This window comes from Rhodococcus gordoniae (assembly GCF_001646655.1).
Classification (GTDB): Bacteria; Actinomycetota; Actinomycetes; order Mycobacteriales; family Mycobacteriaceae; genus Rhodococcus; species Rhodococcus gordoniae.
The window spans coordinates 15,427-33,511 of record NZ_LPZN01000049.1; the positions used below are offsets into that span (position 1 = coordinate 15,427).

Genomic DNA, 18,085 nt, shown 5'->3' on the forward strand with positions numbered 1-18,085 from the left:
GCGAACCGCGGGCCTTCGTCGTATCCGATTCCGTCGTACCCGATTCCGTTCCCGGATCAGCCGCCGGTGGACTCGTAGGCGTCGACCGCCTGCTGCACCCGTCGCAGCGCTCGCCCGTAGGCTTCGAAATCACCGCTGGTCTGAGCGTTGGACAGCTCCGCGAGCGCCGAGTCGAGCTCGGCGACCGCGGCATCGCGGTTCGCCGGAGCGGTCGGAGCCGGCGCAGCCGGCTGCTGTTGCTGCTGATCGCCGGGCCGGTTCTCGCCGGTCGCGCCCTCGCCGAGCACCTCGCCCCGGGTCTCGTCGTCGACCACGGCAGTCGGCCGCGCCTCACCACCGGGAGCGGTGGCCGCGTCGCCGACACCGGATCCGAAGACCTGATCGAGTGCCCCGGCAAGGGTGGGCGCGTAACCGATCCGGACACCACCGCTGGCACCCGGCTCCCGGTAGCTGACGAGCACACGCGACAACTGCGGGAAGGTCGACGTGCTGCCCGCCGTCGCGTTGCGTTCGGTGTACATCGGCTGGACGTACAGGATGCCGCCGTCCGCGATGGGCAGGGTGAGCAGGTTGCCGTACTGGATCCGGTTGGACCGTTCGAGCAGTGTCCGTTCGGAGGCCACCCGGGTGTCGGAGATCATCGCGTTCTGCGTCTGCTCCGGACCGAAGGTCTGCGTATCCGTCGGTAGCTGCAGGATCGTGAACTTCCCGTAGTCCTTCGGGTCGGATTCGACCGAGATGTACGCCGACAGGAACTGGCGGTTGTAGCCCACCATCGCCGAGGTCAGGCGGAACCGCGGATCCGCCGTCTCACGATCGCCCATCAGCAGGTAGTAGGGCGGCTGGTTTGCGCTGGTGTCGACCGTCGGATCGGCCGGCACCGACCAGAACGCGTTGTTCGTGAAGAACTCGCGCGGGTCGTCGACGTGGTACTTCGCGAGCATCTCGCGCTGCACCTTGAACAGGTCCTCCGGGTACCGGAAGTGCGCGCGCAGCTCGTCGGAGATCTGATCCTGCGGGGTCACCGCGTCGGGGAAGACACCCATCCACGCCTTCAGGACGGGATCCTGCTCGTCGACCTGGTAGAGCGTGACGGTGCCGTCGTACGCGTCGACCGTGGCCTTGACCGAGTTGCGGATGTAGGAGACCTCCTTGCGGGGAAGCAACCGGCCGGTGTTCTGGTCGATGCTGTCCTCGACGAGTCCCTCGAGGGACGCACGCTGCGCGTAGGGGTAGTAGTCGAGCGTGGTGTACGCGTCGACGACCCACTTGATCCGGCCGTCGATCGCCGCCGGGTAGGCGTCGCCGTCGGCGGTCAGCCACGGCGCGACCTTGGTCACGCGCTCACGCGGGTCGCGGTTGAACAGGATCTTCGAATCGCTGCCGATGGCGCTCGAGAACAGGATGTTCCGCTCGCCGTACTTCGCAGCGAAAGCCAGACGGTTGAACCAGTTGCCGATGTCGACGCCGCCCGAACCGGTGTAGGTGTACTTCTCGGTGTCGGTGTCGTACTCCCTCGGCCCGGACGAGTCGGCACTGTTGCCGACGATCGCGTAGTCCGGATCGGCCTCGCCGATGACCTCGCCGTAGTAGATGCGGGGTTGTTCGACGGGGATGACCTGATTCTTCGCGGCGAGCGACGCGAGGTCGCTGACGAAGTAGACGGGATAGCCGCTGTTGCTGTTCGCGGCCTCCTCCGCCGACGCACTCGCGGCGGCGTTCACGCGGTTGGCGGGCGCCGCGACGAGACCGTTGCCGTGCGTGTACACGGTGTGGCGGTTGATCCAGTCGGTCTGGTTGCCGGTCAGGCTCGTGGGCGAGAGCTCACGCGCCGCGACGATGTAGTCCTCCATACGGCCGTCGATCTCGTACCGGTCGATGTCGAGCGACTCGGGGTAACCGTAGAAGTTCTTCAGCTGGGTCTGCTGCGTGAACGTGCGGGGAAGCACGTTCGGGTCGAGCAGGCGGGCGTTCGCGATCGTGGTGATGTCGGCCGGGATGTTCTCGGGCGAGGTGGTACCCACGCCCGGGTAGTCCTCGTAGGTCACCTTGTCGTCGGTGATGCCGTACGCCTCGCGGGTCGCAGCGATGTTGCGCTCGATGTACTCGCTCTCCTTGTCGGCAGCGTTCGGGCGGACCGAGAACTGCTCGACCATGAGCGGGTACACCGCCCCGACGAGGATCGACGAGAGCACGAGCAGCGCCGTCGCGAGCGCGGGAATCCGCAGGTCGCGCAGGAAGATCGCGGCGAAGAACGCGATCGCGCAGATGACGGCGATCGCGAGGAGTATCAGCTTGGCGGGCAGGACCGCGTTGATGTCGGTGAAGCCACCGCCCGTGAAGGTCGGTTCCTTGCGGCTGCTCCAGAGCAGTTCGTAACGGTCGAGCCAGTAGGCGACCGCCTTGAACGCGACGAACAGACCGGCGAGGACGGCGAGCTGCACGCGCGAGGCCGTCGACATGCTTCCGCCGCGACCGGCGAGACGGATTCCTCCGAAGATGTAGTGGGTGACGAGGTTCGCGATGAACCCGAGCACGATCGCGACGAAGAACCAGTTGAGCACGAAACGGTAGAACGGCAGGTCGAAGGCGTAGAAGCCGACGTCGATACCGAACTGCGGATCGGTGGTGCCGAAGTCGCCGCCGTTGAAGAACATCTGCACGGTGACCCAGCCGGCCTGGGCGACCAGGCCGGAGAGCACACCGAGCACGACGGGGATGCCGATGCCGAACGCGCGCATGCGGGTCATCACGGTGGTGCGGTAGCGCGCCACCGGGTCGTTGGGGCCGGTGGTCGGCACGAAGACCGGGCGCGATCGGTAGGCGAGCAGCATCGCCAGCCAGACGACACCGCCGACGAACAACCCGACCACCAGGAACAGTGCGATCCGGGTCAGGAGAACTTTGACGTAAACGTCCCGGAAGTCGACCTCGCCGAACCAGAGCCAGTTGGTGTATGTGTCCACCAACCGTGGTCCCAGCAGAAGCAGCACAGCCGCCACCACTGCCAGGATCAGCAGAACTCTGCTCCGCTTCGACAATGTAGGTACTCCGGTCGGGGGCCTCATGCCCACGTGCCACGCTCCCAACTCGTCCGGCGGCGCGAACGCACCGCATCTGTTCACCTCGCGCTCGACGAACGTGTGCGAACACGCCTCGTTCTCACGGAGTGACCGTTTCGCCCCACTCTACGGAATCCTCGTACAGGGGGTCGCACGACGCAGGTCCGGCAGCGCACACCCACGTACGGGTGCCAGGATAGGCCGGTGAGCCAACGTCTTCCCGTACCTTCCGAACAAGCACTCGCGCGCACCGTCCACGAGATCATCGATTTCGCGGATGCGGAGGGCTGGGACCGCCCTCCCGTGATGTTCGCGCTCGTCCCGACCGTGCTTCTCGCAGCCGCCGAACCCGCCCTCGCCGACCAGCTCGACGAAGGACACGAGTACACCCCGATCGCGCAGGAATCGTTCCCCGACGACGTCGAGGGCGGCAGTCCCGCACTCGAGGAGTTCCTGGCCACCACCACCTGGCCCGGCTCGGTCGCCGGGTGCGCGCTCGTCCAGGAGGTGGTCGTACTGCCGCCGAGCGCCGAGAACGAGCTCGACGACGCCTTCGCACCGCTGCTCGCCGACGCCCACGCGGCCGACGAGGCGGCACGGCTCGCCGCGCACAGTCACCCGGAACGCCGCGCCGCCCGCCTCGTCTCCGCGGTCCTGCGCGACGGGCCGTCGCTCTCGCTTCTGCAGCTGCGTCCCCTCGACGACGACGATCCGTTCGCGGGCGCCGAACTGCGGACCTACGACAACCTCGCCCCGCACGTCGTGGCGGCGCTGTACGCGACCCTCGAGGCGAGCGACGACGATTACTGAGATGTCGACTACCGGGGAGGTCGACTACCGGGGAGGTCGACTACCGGGGTGTCGGTCCTCTCCGGGCGGCTGATGGGAGTCAGCTGCAGGCCGGCGCCTCGCGTCCGTCCGTGACGGCCTCGAGCGCGTCGATCGCACTGTCGAGGGTGTCGACCTTCACGAGCTGCACCCCCTCGGGTGCGCCGCTCGAGGCCTCCGCGCAGTTCCCGGCCGGAACCAGGAAGACGGTCGCGCCGTCCTCCGAGGCCGCGGTGAGCTTGTGGGTGATCCCGCCGATCGGCCCGACGATCCCGTCCGAGTCGATCGTGCCGGTACCGGCGACGGTGAGGCCGCCGTTGAGCAGACCCGGACTGAGCTTGTCCACGACAGCCAGACTGAACATCAGGCCCGCGGAGGGGCCGCCGATGTCGGCCAGGTTGAACGTGACCTCGAAGGGCACCTCGGGAACCTCCTCGGTCGCGATACCCAGGAAACCCTTGTCCGGGTCGCCGGGCCGGGGACCGACCGGGACGTCGAACGACTCCTCGGCCTCGCCGCGCACGACCGTGATGTCCACCGACTCGCCGGGCGCGACCTCGCCGACCGCGCGCTGTACCTGGCCGGCCGTGCGCATCGCTTCGCCGCCGACGGCGATGATCCTGTCGCCCGCCTCGAGCACCCCGGAGGCCGGGGCGTCCTGACCCACCTCGGCGATCCGCAGGGTCACCGGTAGGTCGAGGTAGTGCAGGGCGGCGAGTTCGGCGGACCGTTCCGACTGGGCGAACTGCGCTTGGTCGACGGCCTGCACCTCGTCCTTGCTGCGGTCGGGCGGATAGACCTGTTCGCGCGGGGCGACGCCGTACCGTCCGCTGAGCCAGGCGGTGACGGTCTGCGCGAGAGTGAGATTGTCGGTCACCCCGACGGTCGTCATGTACAGACTGCCCTCGGTCTCGTCCGCTTCGATCCCGTCGAGCGCGACGACCGGTGTGCCCTCGATCTCGCCGAGCGTGTCGAAGACGGGGCCGGGACCGAGCGCCACGTACGGCGCCCGGACGTTGAACGCCACGACCACGATGACGAGGATGGGGAGTACGAGCGCGAGCGGCAGGACGTAGCGACGATTCACCCGGCCAGGGTAGCGGTCGGCCGACACCGGTCCTCGGCGTGACCGCGCCGTCCCCTGGCGTAGCACGCGGTGTTCGCCGTCAGCGTGACCACGAGACCGGTCCCGCCTCCGCAGGCCTTGTACCGTTGGATGCATGAGCGACACGCCCTTCGGATTCTCGAATCCCGACGACGACCCCGACCGCAAGAAGGACGAGGGATCCGGTAGCGGAGGCTCCGGTGGCGGTATCCCCTTCGGATTCGGGCTCCCCGGCAGCGGTGGGGGCGACAACCCGTTCGGTGGTCAGGGCTTCGATCCCGCGCAGTTCGGTCAGATGCTCAGCCAGTTCGGGCAGATGCTCGCCGGTATGGGCAGTGCCATGGGTTCCGGTGGCGGCTCGGGTCCGGTCAACTACGACATCGCGACGAAACTCGCACGCCAGCAGATCGGGTCCGTGACACCCGTCTCCCCCCGCACCGCCGACGCCGTGGCCGACGCCGCGCGGCTCGCCGAACTGTGGCTCGACGCGGCCACCACGCTGCCCGCGGGGGCGTCGAAGGCCGTCGCATGGACACCCGTCGATTGGCTCGACAACACCCTCGAGACGTGGAAGCGTCTGTGCGATCCGATCGCCGAGCAGGTCAACGGCATGATGCTCGGCGGTCTGCCCGAAGAGGCCCGCGCGATGGCCGGACCCATGATGGGCATGTTCTCCCAGATGGGCGGCGTCGCCTTCGGCTCCCAGCTCGGCCAGGCACTCGGCCAGCTGTCGAAGGAAGTGCTCACCTCCACCGACATCGGACTCCCGCTCGGCCCGGAGGGTACGGCCGCACTGCTGCCGGCCGCGGTCGAGAGCTTCGGTGAGGGACTCGAGCAGCCCGCCCAGGAAGTGCTCGTCTTCCTCGCCGCACGTGAAGCTGCCCACCAGCGCCTCTACAGCCACGTGCCGTGGTTGCGTCAGCGGATGCTGGCGACCGTCGAGGAGTACGCGCGCGGGATCCGCATGGACATGTCGTCGATCGAGGACCTCGCGCAGGGTCTCGACCCCTCGGCGCTCAGCGACCCGTCCAAGCTCGAGGAGATCCTCAAGCAAGGCGCGTTCGAACCGCAGACCACCCCGGAACAGAAGGCCGCACTCGAACGGCTCGAGACGATGCTCGCGCTCGTCGAGGGATGGGTCGAGACGGTCGTCGCCGACGCGCTCGGCGAGCGACTGCCGGGTGCATCGGCCCTGACCGAGACGCTGCGTCGTCGCCGCGCCACAGGCGGACCCGCCGAGCAGACCTTCGCCACGCTCGTCGGTCTCGAACTCCGGCCGCGGAAGGTTCGCGAGGCCGCTGCGTTGTGGCGCCGTCTGACCACCGATGCCGGCACCGAAGCTCGCGACCACGTCTGGGAACACCCCGACCTGCTGCCGGACTCGTCGGATCTCGACAACCCGGCGGCATTCGTCGACCGCGTGATCGGCGGCGGCACCGGGGCCTTCGAGGATCCGATCGCCCAGTTGCAGGCGACGATGGAACGCGAGCAGGCCGAACGAGATCGCGCGGCCGAGGATCGACCCGACGAGGATCGTCCCGGAGACGACCCCACCCCGTAGATCGGCTTCGCCGGTGGCGACCGGACACGCCCGCCCTGTGGACAACTACTTCTCGTGAGCGGTCCGAAGGCGCGGGCGCTGTCAGGCTGTCTCCATGATCACCGCACCGCGTGAGACGACCACGACCCCCGCACCGCCGGAGCGGGCGGTTCTCCGGGTCGATCCGGAACTGGCCGTGCTCGAACGGTCCGACGGCTCGATCCAGCTCGGCTGGGGTCCCGACACCGCGACGGTCGTCGTTCCACCCGAGGGCATGGACAGCTTCGACCTCGGCATTCTCGTCCGGCTGCTCGACGGGCGCCTCACGCTCGACGAGGTGCTGGACGCTGCCGCGCTGCGCGGTCTCCCGCCCGGACCGGTCCGGCAGGTTCTCGACGAACTTGCCGCGACGGGCACCGTCCACCGGATCCCGGCGCCCGCGGCCGGTTCCACGCGTCCGCGTCGGGTGCGGGTGCACGGCTCGGGTCCGCTCGCCGCGGCGATCGTCGAGGATCTTCCGGTGTGGGAGGTGCGGTGGGTGCGGTCGACGTCCGGTGACGAACCGCAGGGACCCGCCGACTGTGTCGTACTCGCCGACCGTCAGGTACCCGATCCCCACCTCGTGAGGACCCTCGTCCGCGCCCGTGTCCCCCATCTCGCGGTGCGGATCCGGGACGGACGCGGCGTCGTGGGCCCGTTCGTGCTGCCCGGGCGGAGCAGTTGTCTGCGCTGCGCCGATCTCGTACGGACCGACCTCGATCCGTCCTGGCCGCGGTTGGCGAGCCAACTGTACGGACGGCAGGGTCACGCCGGCCGCGCCGTGACCTCGGCGACCGCCGCGATGGCCGTCGGGCAGGTCGAGGCGTTCCTCTCCGGCGACCCCTCCGTCACTCCGGCAGTCGACCGCACACTCGAACTCGACCTGCGAACCCACCGCATCGTCACGCGGCGATGGGTCCGTCATCCCCACTGCGACTGCTCGGTCATCGCTCCGGCCGGTCAGGCATGATGGGGGGCGTGCCAGACATCCCTCGCAGAAGCTCGTCCCGCACTGCCAAGCTCGCGAGCATCCCCTTGGGAATCGCCGGGCGCGCCGCCGTCGGCTTCGGTCGTCGGCTCGCCGGCGGCGATCGGGAGGAGATCGACGCCGAGATGACAGCGAAGGCCGCTGAGCAATTGTTCAGCGTGCTCGGTGAGCTCAAGGGCGGTGCCATGAAGTTCGGGCAGGCCCTGAGCGTGATGGAGGCCGCCGTCCCGGAGGAGTTCGCCGAACCGTACCGGGAGGCGTTGACCAAGCTTCAGGCCGAGGCCCCTCCCCTGCCCGCCCGAGCCGTGCACCGCGTGCTCGACCAGCAGCTCGGCACCAAGTGGCGCGAGCGTTTCGAATCGTTCGACGACGTGCCCGTCGCCTCCGCGAGCATCGGCCAGGTACACCGGGCCGTGTGGTCGGACGGTCGCGAGGTCGCGGTGAAGGTCCAGTACCCGGGTGCCGACGAGGCTCTGCGCGCCGACATGCGCACGCTGTCCCGGTTCGCCGGATTGTTCGCCACGATGATGCCGGGTGCCGATGTGCGCGCGCTGCTCGACGAGTTGTCCGCACGCACGGAGGAAGAACTCGACTACCGGATCGAAGCCGACAACCAGCGGGCCTTCGCGAAGGCCTTCGCCGGCGACGAGAAGTTCGTCGTCCCGCGCGTCGTCGCCAGTGCACCGAAGGTCGTTGTGACCGAATGGCTTTCGGCCACACCACTGTCGGTGATCATCGCGGGTGGTACGCGCGAGCAGCGCAACCGCGCCGGCGCGCTGCTCGCGGAGTTCCATTTCTGTTCGCCCGCCCGCGCCGGCCTGCTCCACAGCGACCCGCATCCGGGCAACTTCATGCTTCTCGACGACGGCCGCCTCGGGGTCATCGACTTCGGCGCGACCGCGGCGATGCCCGACGGGTTCCCTCCGGTGCTCGGTCGAATGGTCCGGCTCGCCCTCGACGAACGTTTCGACGAGCTCACCCGACTCCTCTACGACAACAAGTTCGTTCTGCCCGGCCGTACGGTCACCGACGAGGAGATCGCCGACTACCTGCGGCCGTTCACCGATCCGATCCACACCGAGTCGTTCCACTTCACCCGCGCGTGGCTGCAGCGAGTGGCGGGAACAGCCACGGACTTCTCGAGTTCCACCTTCAGGACGGCCCGGACGCTGAACCTGCCGCCCGAGTACGTGAGCGTGTTCCGGGTGCTGCTGGGATCGGTCGGCATCTGCGCTCAGCTCGACGCCGAGGCGCCGTACATGCGCATCCTGAGCGAATGGCTACCCGGCTTCGCCGTGGAGTGACGAAGCCGGGCAACCGGATTCACGCACAAACCAGTTCCTTGCGGGAGTCGGGCACCGGATGTTTCCGTGGCCGGCCCCGCGGCCGCTTGCGTGCGACGACGACACCACGGTCGATGATCTCCCCGCCCCACACGCCCCACGGTTCCTCCCGCTCGAGAGCGGCATCGAGGCACTGGGCCCGCACCGGGCAGCCCGCGCACAGCGTCTTGGCGTACTCGAGTTCCGCCGGGGTCTCGGCGAACCACAGGTCGGGATCGTTGTCGCGGCACGGGAGATCGGTACCGCTGTGATACGGCAGATCCGTACCGCCGTGACACGGCAGGAGGGTGTCGGTACGACGCATCTCGTCTCCTTCCGTTCGGTTCGACAGGCTCGGCAGGTTGTCGCTCGGCACGTGAGCTCCTTCGTCGGTTCGTGAAAATACGATGCGAACCCGGCCCGAAAACGAGAAAGGCCACGGTCCGCTGGGCGGGGTCCGTGGCCTGGAGGAAACGAAAGGTCTACGGGGAGATACTTCCCGATCGACTTCCGACCACGGACGAGACGGCAGCGGCGTACACACGACGGCGTGCACGCGGCGCGGCTGCCACTGCGAGAGCCACAGATGTGGCAGTGCGGGTGACAGCGGCGGCCACAGCGACACGAGGGGCCGCTGCCGCTGCCGGAGCATCGAAGCCGAGCATCGGGGCCACCTCACTTTCGCGTCGCGCACGGGCCGTCTCCCGTGACATCGTCATCCAGCCTAGATTCGCGGGCACGATCGGCACAAGTGATTTTCTACCTGCGGTTTCGTGTCGCTCATCCGGTCTCGGGACTACAGTCGGACAGCATGTCCCTCGCGACCACGAGATTCCTGCCCGTGCTCGACTGCCCGGACCCGCGCGGGCTCGCCGACTTCTATCGCCGGTTGCTGGGATGGACGATCACCGACGACAGGGAGGATTGGGTCGAACTCACCCGGGACGACTCGACCGCCATCGCGTTCCAGCGCGACCCCGACTTCACACCGCGTCACTGGCCGGCCGACGGGGTGCATGCCCATCTCGACTTCCACGTACCCGACCTCGACGAGGCCGAACGTCTCGTCCTCGGTCTCGACGCACTGCGCGCCGACGACGGGTCGAGCACGAGCACGTTCCGGGTGTTCCGCGACCCGGCCGGACACTATTTCTGCCTGTGCGCCGGCTGATTTCGGACGACGACAGGGGTCAGAGATCGAGGGTGTCGACCGTGCGCTCGCCCCGCACGAGTGCGAGCACGTCGGCGCCGTACTGTTCGAGTTTCTTCGCGCCGATCCCCGGGATGGCGACCAGCGCGCGGTCGTCGCGCGGTTGCTGCTCGGCGATCGCGACGAGAGTGTTGTCGCTGAAGACGACGTAGGCCGGCACCTTCATCTCCTTCGACCGTTCCCGACGCCATTCCTTGAGCGCGACGAGCAGGTTCTCGTCGAGGTCGGACGGGCAGGCTTCACAGCGGCCGAGCATGGTCGAGGTGGTGCCCATCAGCGGCTTGCCGCAGACGCGGCACTGTGGGCGCTTCTTCCGGGGGGACGCCGGTTCGGCGATCTTCGACGCGGGTGAGCTGTCGGGGATGAGCCCGTGCAGGAAACGCGAACGCCGGCGCGACCGGCGTCCGCCTGCAGTGCGGGACAACGCCCACGACAGCTGCAGGTGCACGCGGGCGCGGGTGACGCCGACGTAGAGAAGCCGACGCTCCTCCTCGATACCGGCCTCGTCCGGAGGGGTGTCCTTGTCGCCCGTGACGTGGGTGATGGGCAGGGTGCCGTCGGTGAGTCCGACGAGGAAGACGGCGTCCCATTCGAGGCCCTTCGCCGCGTGCAACGACGCGAGCGTGACGCCCTGGACCGTCGGCGGCTGCCGCGCCTCGGCACGGGCCGCGAGATCGCGCAGCAGGCCCTGGAGGTCGAGTTCCGGTTCGTGCTCGAGCAGTTCCTCGGTGAGCTGCACGAGCGCGACGAGCGACGCCCATCGTTCGCGTGCCTGGGTGCCCGCCGGCTCGGTGTCGGTCAGGCCGAGCGGCACCAAGGTGGCCCGCACGAGGCTGAGCAGCCCGGCACCGCGGCCGGCGTCCTCCGGGAGATCGTCGCGCGCACCCGCCTGGCGCAGGGCGTTGACGGCCTGCCGGACCTCCGCGCGGTTGAAGAAACCCTCACCACCGCGCACCTGGTACGGGATACCGGCCTGGGTGAAGGCCTGCTCGTAGGCCTCGGACTGGGCGTTGATGCGGTAGAGCACCGCGATCTCGGCAGCGGGCACCCCCTTGCCCATCAGCTTGGCGACGGCCTTCGCCACTGCCTGCGCCTCGGCCGGCTCGTCGTCGAACTCGGCGAAGGTCGGCTCCGGACCGGGCGGACGCTGACCGACGAGCTCGAGGCGTGTTCCGGCGATGCGACCCCGTGCGGCACCGATCACGCGGTTGGCGAGGTCGACCACCTCCGGGGTGGATCGGTAGTCGCGTTCGAGGCGCACAACGGTGGCGTCGGGGAACCGGCGGGAGAAGTCGAGCAGGTGCTTCGGGGTGGCGCCGGTGAACGAGTAGATGGTCTGGTTGGCGTCGCCGACCACCGTGAGATCGTCGCGATCGCCGAGCCACGCGTCGAGGACACGCTGCTGCAGTGGCGTGACGTCCTGGTATTCGTCGACGACGAAGCAGCGGTAGCGGTCGCGGAACTCCTCCGCCACCGTGAGGTTGTTCTCGAGGGCGGCGGCGGTGTGCAGGAGCAGGTCGTCGAAATCGAGGTACATTCCGTCGCCCGACCGGTTCTTGAGCTGCTCGTAGGTGTCGTACACGCGGGCGACCCGCTCGGGATCGGCGGGCGGGGCGCGGTGGGCGCGGGCGGCCGCGGCGGGATAGTCCTCGGGTGCGACGAGTGTGCCCTTGGACCATTCGATTTCCGACAGCAGGTCGCGCACGGTGTCGGTGTCGGTCGGGAAACCGCAGCGGTGCGCCGCCTGGGAGACGGCCGCGAACTTGCGGTCGAGCAACTGCCACGGCGTGTCGCCGACGACCTGCGGCCAGAAATACCGCAGCTGCCGCAGGGCGGCCGCGTGGAAGGTGCGTGCCTGCACCTGGGTGCCGTCGCCGCCGATACCGAGGGCCCGCAGACGTGAGCGCATCTCCCCTGCCGCACGGGCGGTGAAAGTGACGGCGAGGACCTGGCTCGCCGAGACGTGCCCGGCGGAGACGAGGTGCGCGATGCGTCGGGTGATGGTGCGGGTCTTGCCGGTGCCGGCACCGGCGAGCACACAGACCGGTCCTCGTGGGGCGAGTACTGCTGCCGCCTGCTCGGGATCGAGACCCTCCACCACATCCGCACACATGGCCTCCATCATGACAGTGACCGCCGACAGTGCAGACCACCGGTGACGCCGAGTGCGTGGTGCGGATCACACCTGACCCCGGTCGCGGAACATGCCCGGTCGCTGTGGTGTTCTCGAAGACATGACGACCACCGATGCACCCGCTCTCACCGTCTACTCCACCACCTGGTGCGGTTACTGCAGGCGGCTGAAGACCCAGCTCGACCAGAACGGCATCGCGTACACCGAGGTCGACATCGAATCGGATCCGGCCGCCGCGGAGTTCGTCGGCAGCGTCAACAACGGCAACCACGTGGTGCCCACCGTCAAGTTCGCCGACGGCAGCACCGCCACCAACCCGTCGCTCGCCGAGGTCCAGCGCGCTCTGGGGCTGTAGGTTCTCGTCGCTCGTCCACGGAGCCGGTCGCGTTCACCGCGGCCGGCTCCTCTCATCGCCGAACCCCGGTCATTCCTTGGCCCAGCCCTCGAGCATCCCGCGCGCGATCGAGATCGAGCCGGGCAACAGCAGCGGGGCGTCGTCGGCCGAGGCCCAGTCGCCCGTCGCCAGTGCCGCGCGGACCTCCTCGCGCGTGAACCACCGCGCTTCGCCGATCTCGCCGTCGCGGAAGTCCAGGGCCTGCTCGGGATCGGCGATCGCCGCGAATCCCAGCATGAGCGACCGGGGGAACGGCCAGGGCTGACTGCCGAGATACCGCACGTCGCGCACCTCGACGCCGACCTCTTCCCGGATCTCCCGGACCACACATGATTCGAGGGACTCGCCGGCTTCGACGAAACCGGCGAGGACGGAGAAACGCCGTTCGGGCCACACCGGCTGCCGGGCGAGCAGGACACGGTCGTGCCCGTCGTGCACGAGGCAGATGATCGCCGGATCCGTGCGGGGGAACTCCTGGTGCCCGGTGTCGGTGCTGATCCGCGACCAGCCGGACATCGTCGGGCGGGTGGGCGAGCCGTCGACCGCGCTGTAGCCGGCGTTGTCGTGCCAGTTCAGCAAGGCGACCGCGCTGACCAGCAGGTCGGCATCGGCATCGTCGAGGTGCTCGCCGACACGCCGCAGGTCGGCCACCGTACCCGTCTGGGCGAGGACCCGGGTGGCCCAGACGTGGCGTCCGTCGCGGATGCCGAGGAAGATCGCGCCGGCGACCGGTTCGGGGCCGAGTTCGGACGCCTCGCCGAACACGAGCGCGCCGTCGGACACACGGACCTGGTTCCGCCGGTCGACCCGCAGGAGCTTCGCGTCGGCCCATCCGGTGCGCAGGGCATCCTCGTCCGACCGCAGTTCCTCCGCCCGGTCGACGACGGTACGGGAGAGCAGCGGGGTACCCGACAGAGCGAAACCGGTCACACCAGCACCCTAGCCACGCATGGCGCCCGGCGGTGAACCCACCAGCCGGATGTAGAGCAGTTTGTCGCTCGCTTCGAGCGCGTCGACCTCGGGCGAACCGATCCGCCACATCCGCCCGTCGCGGACGACGGCGAGGACGATGTCCTTCAGATGCCGGGGGGATCCCCCGACCTCGCCGGGCTCGACGTCGCGTTCGGTGATGGCGAATCCCGCTTCCGGTGTGAGCAGGTCCTCGATCATCTCGACGACGTTCGGCGTGGTCGTGGCGATACCGAGCAGGCGACCCGCCGTCTCCGACGAGATGACCACCGAGTCGGCACCCGACTGACGCAGCAGGTGGGTGTTCTCCGACTCGCGGATGGCGGCGACGATCTTCGCGCGCGGGGCGATCTCGCGGGCGCTGAGGGTCACGAGCACCGCGGTGTCGTCGCGGTTCGCGGCGACGATCACCGCCGACGCGTGCTGCACGCCGGCGAGTCGGAGCACATCGGACTTCGTCGCCGAACCCTGAACCGTCACGAGGCCCTGCCCGGCGGCGGACTCGAGAACCACCGGATCGGTGTCGACCACGACGATCTCGGACGGGGGGACCCCGTCGCCGAGCATGGCGTCGACCGCGGTACGGCCCTTGGTGCCGTAACCGATGACGACGGTGTGATTACGCACGCGGCGCCTCCAACGCTGGATCTTGAATGCTTGACGGGAACTCTCGGTCAGTGCCGACAGAGTGGTACCGACCAGCACGATGAGGAAGAACACCCGGAGCGGCGTGATCAGCAGGATGTTGATCAGGCGTGCTTCGGGGGTGAAGGGGGTGACATCGCCGTAGCCGGTGGTCGAGAGCGAGACCGTGGCGTAGTAGACACAGTCCAGCAGGGACAGTTCGTTGTCCTGGGAGTCGATGTACCCGTCACGGTCGAGGTAGACGACGACGACCGCGAGGAACAACGCCGCGAACGCGTAACCGATGCGACGGGCGATCGCGAGTCCGGGACTGGTTTGCTCCTGGGGTACGCGCAGCACACCGACGAGCGCGAAGTCGGGGCGCTCGGTGAGTTGATCGGAGCGGCTGAACCGCGCACGCAACCTCCCGGGCATCGCGGTGTCCCACCTTCCTGCTGTCGGCCTCCACTGGTGGCCACCCTCGGTCGTCGCGGTACCGAACGGACTGCGCCCGATACCGGATCGCAGCGTACCGCCGCGCGCTAGTGTGGCACGCATGTCCACGAACGCGGCGCAGCGCTCTGCGATCCGGCTGTCAGGTCTTCTTCTCGGCGTCGGCATCCTGCACTTCGTGCGACCGGAACTCTTCGACGGCATCGTGCCGCGCGCCCTCCCGGGTGATGCCCGCACCTACACCTACGCCTCCGGGGTGGCGGAGATCGCCGTCGCCGGCGCGCTCGCCGTCCCCCGCACCCGTCGCCTCGGTGGTTCCCTGGCCGCGGCGTTGTTCCTCGCGGTCTTCCCCGCCAACCTGCAGATGGCCGCGACGTGGTTGCGCAGCCCGAAGCTCTCCCCTGCCGCCAAGGCCCTGTCCCTCGCCCGGCTGCCGCTGCAGATCCCCCTCGTCACCGAAGCGCTGAAGGTCCGCCGCACCTCGGTTCGCTGAGCGATCGACCGTTCGCGGTGATTGAGGCCACAGTGAGCGGGTATGCGTCGGTATGGACACCGGACGTGGTCTGAAGGTGGTCGTCGTCGGCGCGACCGGCAATCTGGGAACCGGCATCGTCGAGGCGCTCGGCAGGGAACCCGCCGTCGCGGAGATCGTGGGCGTCGCACGACGGCCGACGGAGTGGACCGCCCCCAAGGCGACCTTCACGGTCGCCGACACCTCCACCGACGACTTCCGTCCGATCGTGCAGGGCGCCGACGCGGTGATCCATCTGGCGTGGCTGTTCCAGCCCACCCACCGCCCGGAGGTGACCTGGAAGAACAACGTGCTCGGCGCGATCTCGGTGTTCGAGGCGGCGGCCGCCGAGAAGGTTCCCGCCCTGATCTACTCGTCGTCGGTGGCCGCCTATTCGCCCGGACGGTCGACGGATCGTGTCACCGAGGACTGGCCCACGCACGGGTGGCCGGGCGCCGCCTATCCGCGCGAGAAGTCGTATCTGGAGCGCTGTCTCGACACCCTCGAGTTACGGGCGCCGGAGATGCGCATCGTGCGGATGCGGCCCTACTTCATCTTCAAGCGCGAATCGGCGACCTCGCAGCGGCGCCTGTTCGTCGGTCCCCTGCTGCCGGGGAATCTGCTGCGTAGCGGACTGCTGCCCGCGATGCCGCTGGTCGAGGATCTGCGGGCCCAGGTGTTGCACACGAGCGATGTGGCCGATGCCTTCATCCGTGCGACGGTCCGGCCGGTCCGCGGCGCGTTCAACCTTGCGACGGAACCGCCGGTGGACGGCGCGTTCCTGGCGGAGATGTTCTCCGCCAGGAAGATTGCGGTGCCGCGTGCGGCCCTCCGCGCGGCGGTGCGGGCGGCGTGGCACGCGCACCTCGTCCCGGCCTCCCCCGGTCTGCTCGACACCGTGCTGCAACTTCCGCTGCTCGACAGCACCCGCGCCCGCACCGAATTGGGCTGGGAACCGCGGTATTCGCCGCCCGAGATCCTCGAGGAGTTCCTGTCGGGCCTGCGGGAGGGAGCCGGGATGCCCACGGCTCCACTGGCCCCCGACACCGCCGGGCGCCGGGCGCACGAAGTGGCCACCGGGGTGGGACAGCGCCCCTGAGCCCGAACGGGTTCGGGCCGTGCCCCCCCGAGCTCGAACGGGTTCGGGCAGCGCTCCCGAGGCTCGTCACCGCGACGACAACAGGATCTTCGCAAGTTCGGCCGGTCGCGCCAGCGCCGGCAGGTGACCGCTGTCGACGAGTTCGGGTTCGACACCGAGGCGTTCGCGCGACAGGCGCGTCACCAGCGGCAGCGGCAGAAGTCTGTCGTGCCGCCCGGCGACCACACGCACGGGCACGCCCGGCCACCGATCGGCGTTCCAGGCCGGCTCGAAGGCCGCATCGGCAGGCGCTGATGCCTCGTGGGTGAACGCGTCGGCGACGACGTCGTCGGGCACATCGTGGAAGAACAACTCGCGCAGATCCATCGGGGCATCGGGATCGCGACCCGCAGCGACGTCCTGTTCACGCCTCGCTTCCTCGTGCCCGACGTTCCCCCACCAGCTGCCCGGCGACTCGCCGGGCGCCGGGATCATCGGCGCGACGAGGACGAGTTCGTCGACGATGCACCGCTCGGCGACGAGCACCGCCGTGAAGGCCGACATCGACTGGGCCACCACCACCAGCGGGGGTGGCACGTTCCGAATCGCCCCGACGACGACATCGGCGTAGTCGTACTGGCCCGCCGACCCGTCCGCATAGGGCAGGTCGACCGCGATCGTGCGGTGCCCGTGACGTTCGAGCAACGGGATCACCCGATGCCAGTACCACGGGTCGGATCCGGCTCCGGGGAGCAGCACGAAGGTCGCCACAGTTCTTTCCTAGTCCTCCGCCTCGGAATCCGCGGTGGATTCGCGCCGCAGGTTCCCCGCCTCGAGAACGAGCCGTTCGAGCATCGCCGCGCCGGGCAGCTCGTCGGGTGCAACGGTGCGTCCGGTGCGGACGTAGTGGAAAGCCGCTCGGACCTTGTGCAGCGGCAGTTCGGCCGGTCGGCCGGTGAGCCGTTCGGTGCGTGCCGCCATCAGCTGCGCCCAGGCGAGGCGGTAGGCGGCGAGCTGAACTCCCACCGTGGCGAGCTTGTCCCCTTCCGGTTCGGCACCGGTCTTCCAGTCGATGACCGTCCAGCCTCCGTCCGGATCCTCGAAGACCGCGTCGATGCGTCCGCGGATGACGGTGCCGGCCAGAGCGGTTTCGAACGGCACCTCCACCTCGACGGGGTTGCGCGACGCCCACTTCGACCGCAGGAACGCTTCCTGGAGCCGGTCGAAGTGCGAATCGTCGCCGTCCTCGTCGTCGGCGCCGGGAAGCTCGTCGAGGTCGAGCAGGCGCGTCGCGCCGAATCTGCGCTCGAGCCACGCGTGGAAGGCCGTGCCGCGACGCGCGAGCGGATTGGGCCGGAACGGCAACGGACGGCGCAACCGGGCCGCGAGGGCATCGGGGTCGGTGGCGAGGTCGACGAGCTGACTGACGGACAGCTGCGCGGGCAGCACCACTTCGGCGCTCTGCTCGGCGCGCTGTTCGCGTTCGGCCAGCAACGCGTCGACGTCGGTGGCCCACTCGTCGGGATCGTCGTCGTACCCGGTCGGGAGGTCGGTCCGGTCGAACTCGGCGAGGACGAGCGCTGCGCCGCGTTCGACGTCGCCGCGCCGGGCGCCGAGCGGGTCGCGCGGCCACAGCGCGCTGCGCGGTGACGCCGTGAGAGGGTTCTCCTGCTCGGGTTCGGGTTCCGGCGCCCAATGATCGATCGAACCGAGCTCGGGTCGCGCCGTGACGATCCCGCGCAGCTCCCCGAGGCAGGGCGAGGGTCCCTTCGGCTCGGAGCCGGTGTCGGCCCAGTGATGGCCGGAGACGACAAGGGCCCGTTCGGTG

16 protein-coding genes are annotated in these 18,085 nt (G+C 69.2%); 8 read left to right on the plus strand and 8 right to left on the minus strand.

Translation table 11 applies throughout. The annotated features are described in order from the left end of the window. Positions 1–56 precede the first annotated feature (56 nt). Positions 57–3,074: a UPF0182 family protein gene (locus A8G18_RS17300; protein WP_172506055.1), complete on the minus strand. Its 3,018-nt coding sequence runs from the start codon at positions 3,072–3,074 to the stop codon at positions 57–59. 192 nt (positions 3,075–3,266) lie between these two features. Between A8G18_RS17300 and A8G18_RS17305 the strand changes: the two genes are divergently transcribed. Further along, positions 3,267–3,872 carry a PPA1309 family protein gene (locus A8G18_RS17305; protein ID WP_064064815.1) on the plus strand — a complete coding sequence of 202 codons (606 nt, stop codon included), beginning with the start codon at positions 3,267–3,269 and terminating at the stop codon, positions 3,870–3,872. Between the two features lie 79 nt (positions 3,873–3,951). On the opposite strand, the gene A8G18_RS17310 is transcribed toward A8G18_RS17305, so the two are convergent. Then, a complete protein-coding gene (locus A8G18_RS17310; protein ID WP_064064816.1) occupies positions 3,952–4,977 on the minus strand; it encodes a YlbL family protein in 1,026 nt (341 codons plus the stop codon). A gap of 133 nt (positions 4,978–5,110) precedes the next feature. On the opposite strand from A8G18_RS17310, the gene A8G18_RS17315 reads away from it, so the two are divergent. The 3 genes from A8G18_RS17315 (at position 5,111) to A8G18_RS17325 (ending at position 8,866) form a co-directional block, all read left to right on the plus strand. Beyond that, positions 5,111–6,556: a zinc-dependent metalloprotease gene (locus A8G18_RS17315; RefSeq protein ID WP_064064817.1), complete on the plus strand. Its 1,446-nt coding sequence runs from the start codon at positions 5,111–5,113 to the stop codon at positions 6,554–6,556. 94 nt (positions 6,557–6,650) lie between these two features. Continuing rightward, positions 6,651–7,544, plus strand: a complete 894-nt coding sequence (locus A8G18_RS17320) for a TOMM precursor leader peptide-binding protein (protein WP_064064818.1) — start codon at positions 6,651–6,653, stop codon at positions 7,542–7,544. After that, positions 7,541–8,866, plus strand: a complete 1,326-nt coding sequence (locus tag A8G18_RS17325; protein ID WP_064064819.1) for an ABC1 kinase family protein — start codon at positions 7,541–7,543, stop codon at positions 8,864–8,866. Before A8G18_RS17320 ends, A8G18_RS17325 begins: the two co-directional genes overlap by 4 nt. A gap of 19 nt (positions 8,867–8,885) precedes the next feature. Here the strand turns inward: A8G18_RS17325 and A8G18_RS17330 are convergent, their stop codons facing one another. Further along, on the minus strand, positions 8,886–9,260 hold the full coding sequence (locus tag A8G18_RS17330; RefSeq protein WP_277986176.1) for a WhiB family transcriptional regulator: 375 nt from the start codon (positions 9,258–9,260) through the stop codon (positions 8,886–8,888). Between the two features lie 435 nt (positions 9,261–9,695). Between A8G18_RS17330 and A8G18_RS17335 the strand changes: the two genes are divergently transcribed. Further along, positions 9,696–10,055, plus strand: a complete 360-nt coding sequence (locus A8G18_RS17335) for a VOC family protein (RefSeq protein WP_026002999.1) — start codon at positions 9,696–9,698, stop codon at positions 10,053–10,055. A gap of 19 nt (positions 10,056–10,074) precedes the next feature. Here A8G18_RS17335 and A8G18_RS17340 read toward each other — a convergent pair whose 3' ends face one another. Then, positions 10,075–12,216, minus strand: a complete 2,142-nt coding sequence (locus A8G18_RS17340) for an ATP-dependent DNA helicase UvrD2 (protein WP_172506114.1) — start codon at positions 12,214–12,216, stop codon at positions 10,075–10,077. 112 nt (positions 12,217–12,328) lie between these two features. On the opposite strand from A8G18_RS17340, the gene A8G18_RS17345 reads away from it, so the two are divergent. Then, positions 12,329–12,583 carry a mycoredoxin gene (locus A8G18_RS17345; RefSeq protein ID WP_016934060.1) on the plus strand — a complete coding sequence of 85 codons (255 nt, stop codon included), beginning with the start codon at positions 12,329–12,331 and terminating at the stop codon, positions 12,581–12,583. 69 nt (positions 12,584–12,652) lie between these two features. Here the strand turns inward: A8G18_RS17345 and nudC are convergent, their stop codons facing one another. Both nudC and A8G18_RS17355 read right to left on the minus strand, forming a co-directional pair. After that, positions 12,653–13,552, minus strand: coding sequence for an NAD(+) diphosphatase (nudC, locus tag A8G18_RS17350; RefSeq protein ID WP_064064821.1), 900 nt, complete (start codon positions 13,550–13,552; stop codon positions 12,653–12,655). A 9-nt stretch (positions 13,553–13,561) separates the two neighbouring features. Then, entirely contained in the window at positions 13,562–14,650 is a 1,089-nt protein-coding gene (locus A8G18_RS17355) for a potassium channel family protein (protein WP_016934058.1), read from the minus strand. Positions 14,651–14,771: 121 nt separating this feature from the next. Here A8G18_RS17355 and A8G18_RS17360 point away from each other — a divergent pair, with 121 nt between their 5' ends. Both A8G18_RS17360 and A8G18_RS17365 read left to right on the plus strand, forming a co-directional pair. After that, entirely contained in the window at positions 14,772–15,161 is a 390-nt protein-coding gene (locus A8G18_RS17360) for a DoxX family protein (protein WP_064064822.1), read from the plus strand. A 52-nt stretch (positions 15,162–15,213) separates the two neighbouring features. Then, positions 15,214–16,278: an NAD-dependent epimerase/dehydratase family protein gene (locus A8G18_RS17365; protein WP_064064823.1), complete on the plus strand. Its 1,065-nt coding sequence runs from the start codon at positions 15,214–15,216 to the stop codon at positions 16,276–16,278. Positions 16,279–16,344: 66 nt separating this feature from the next. Here A8G18_RS17365 and A8G18_RS17370 read toward each other — a convergent pair whose 3' ends face one another. Both A8G18_RS17370 and A8G18_RS17375 read right to left on the minus strand, forming a co-directional pair. After that, a complete protein-coding gene (locus tag A8G18_RS17370) occupies positions 16,345–17,028 on the minus strand; it encodes an alpha/beta fold hydrolase (protein ID WP_064064824.1) in 684 nt (227 codons plus the stop codon). 9 nt (positions 17,029–17,037) lie between these two features. After that, positions 17,038–18,085: RecB family exonuclease (locus A8G18_RS17375; RefSeq protein WP_209447043.1), on the minus strand; the 1,048-nt coding region annotated here is incomplete at its 5' end.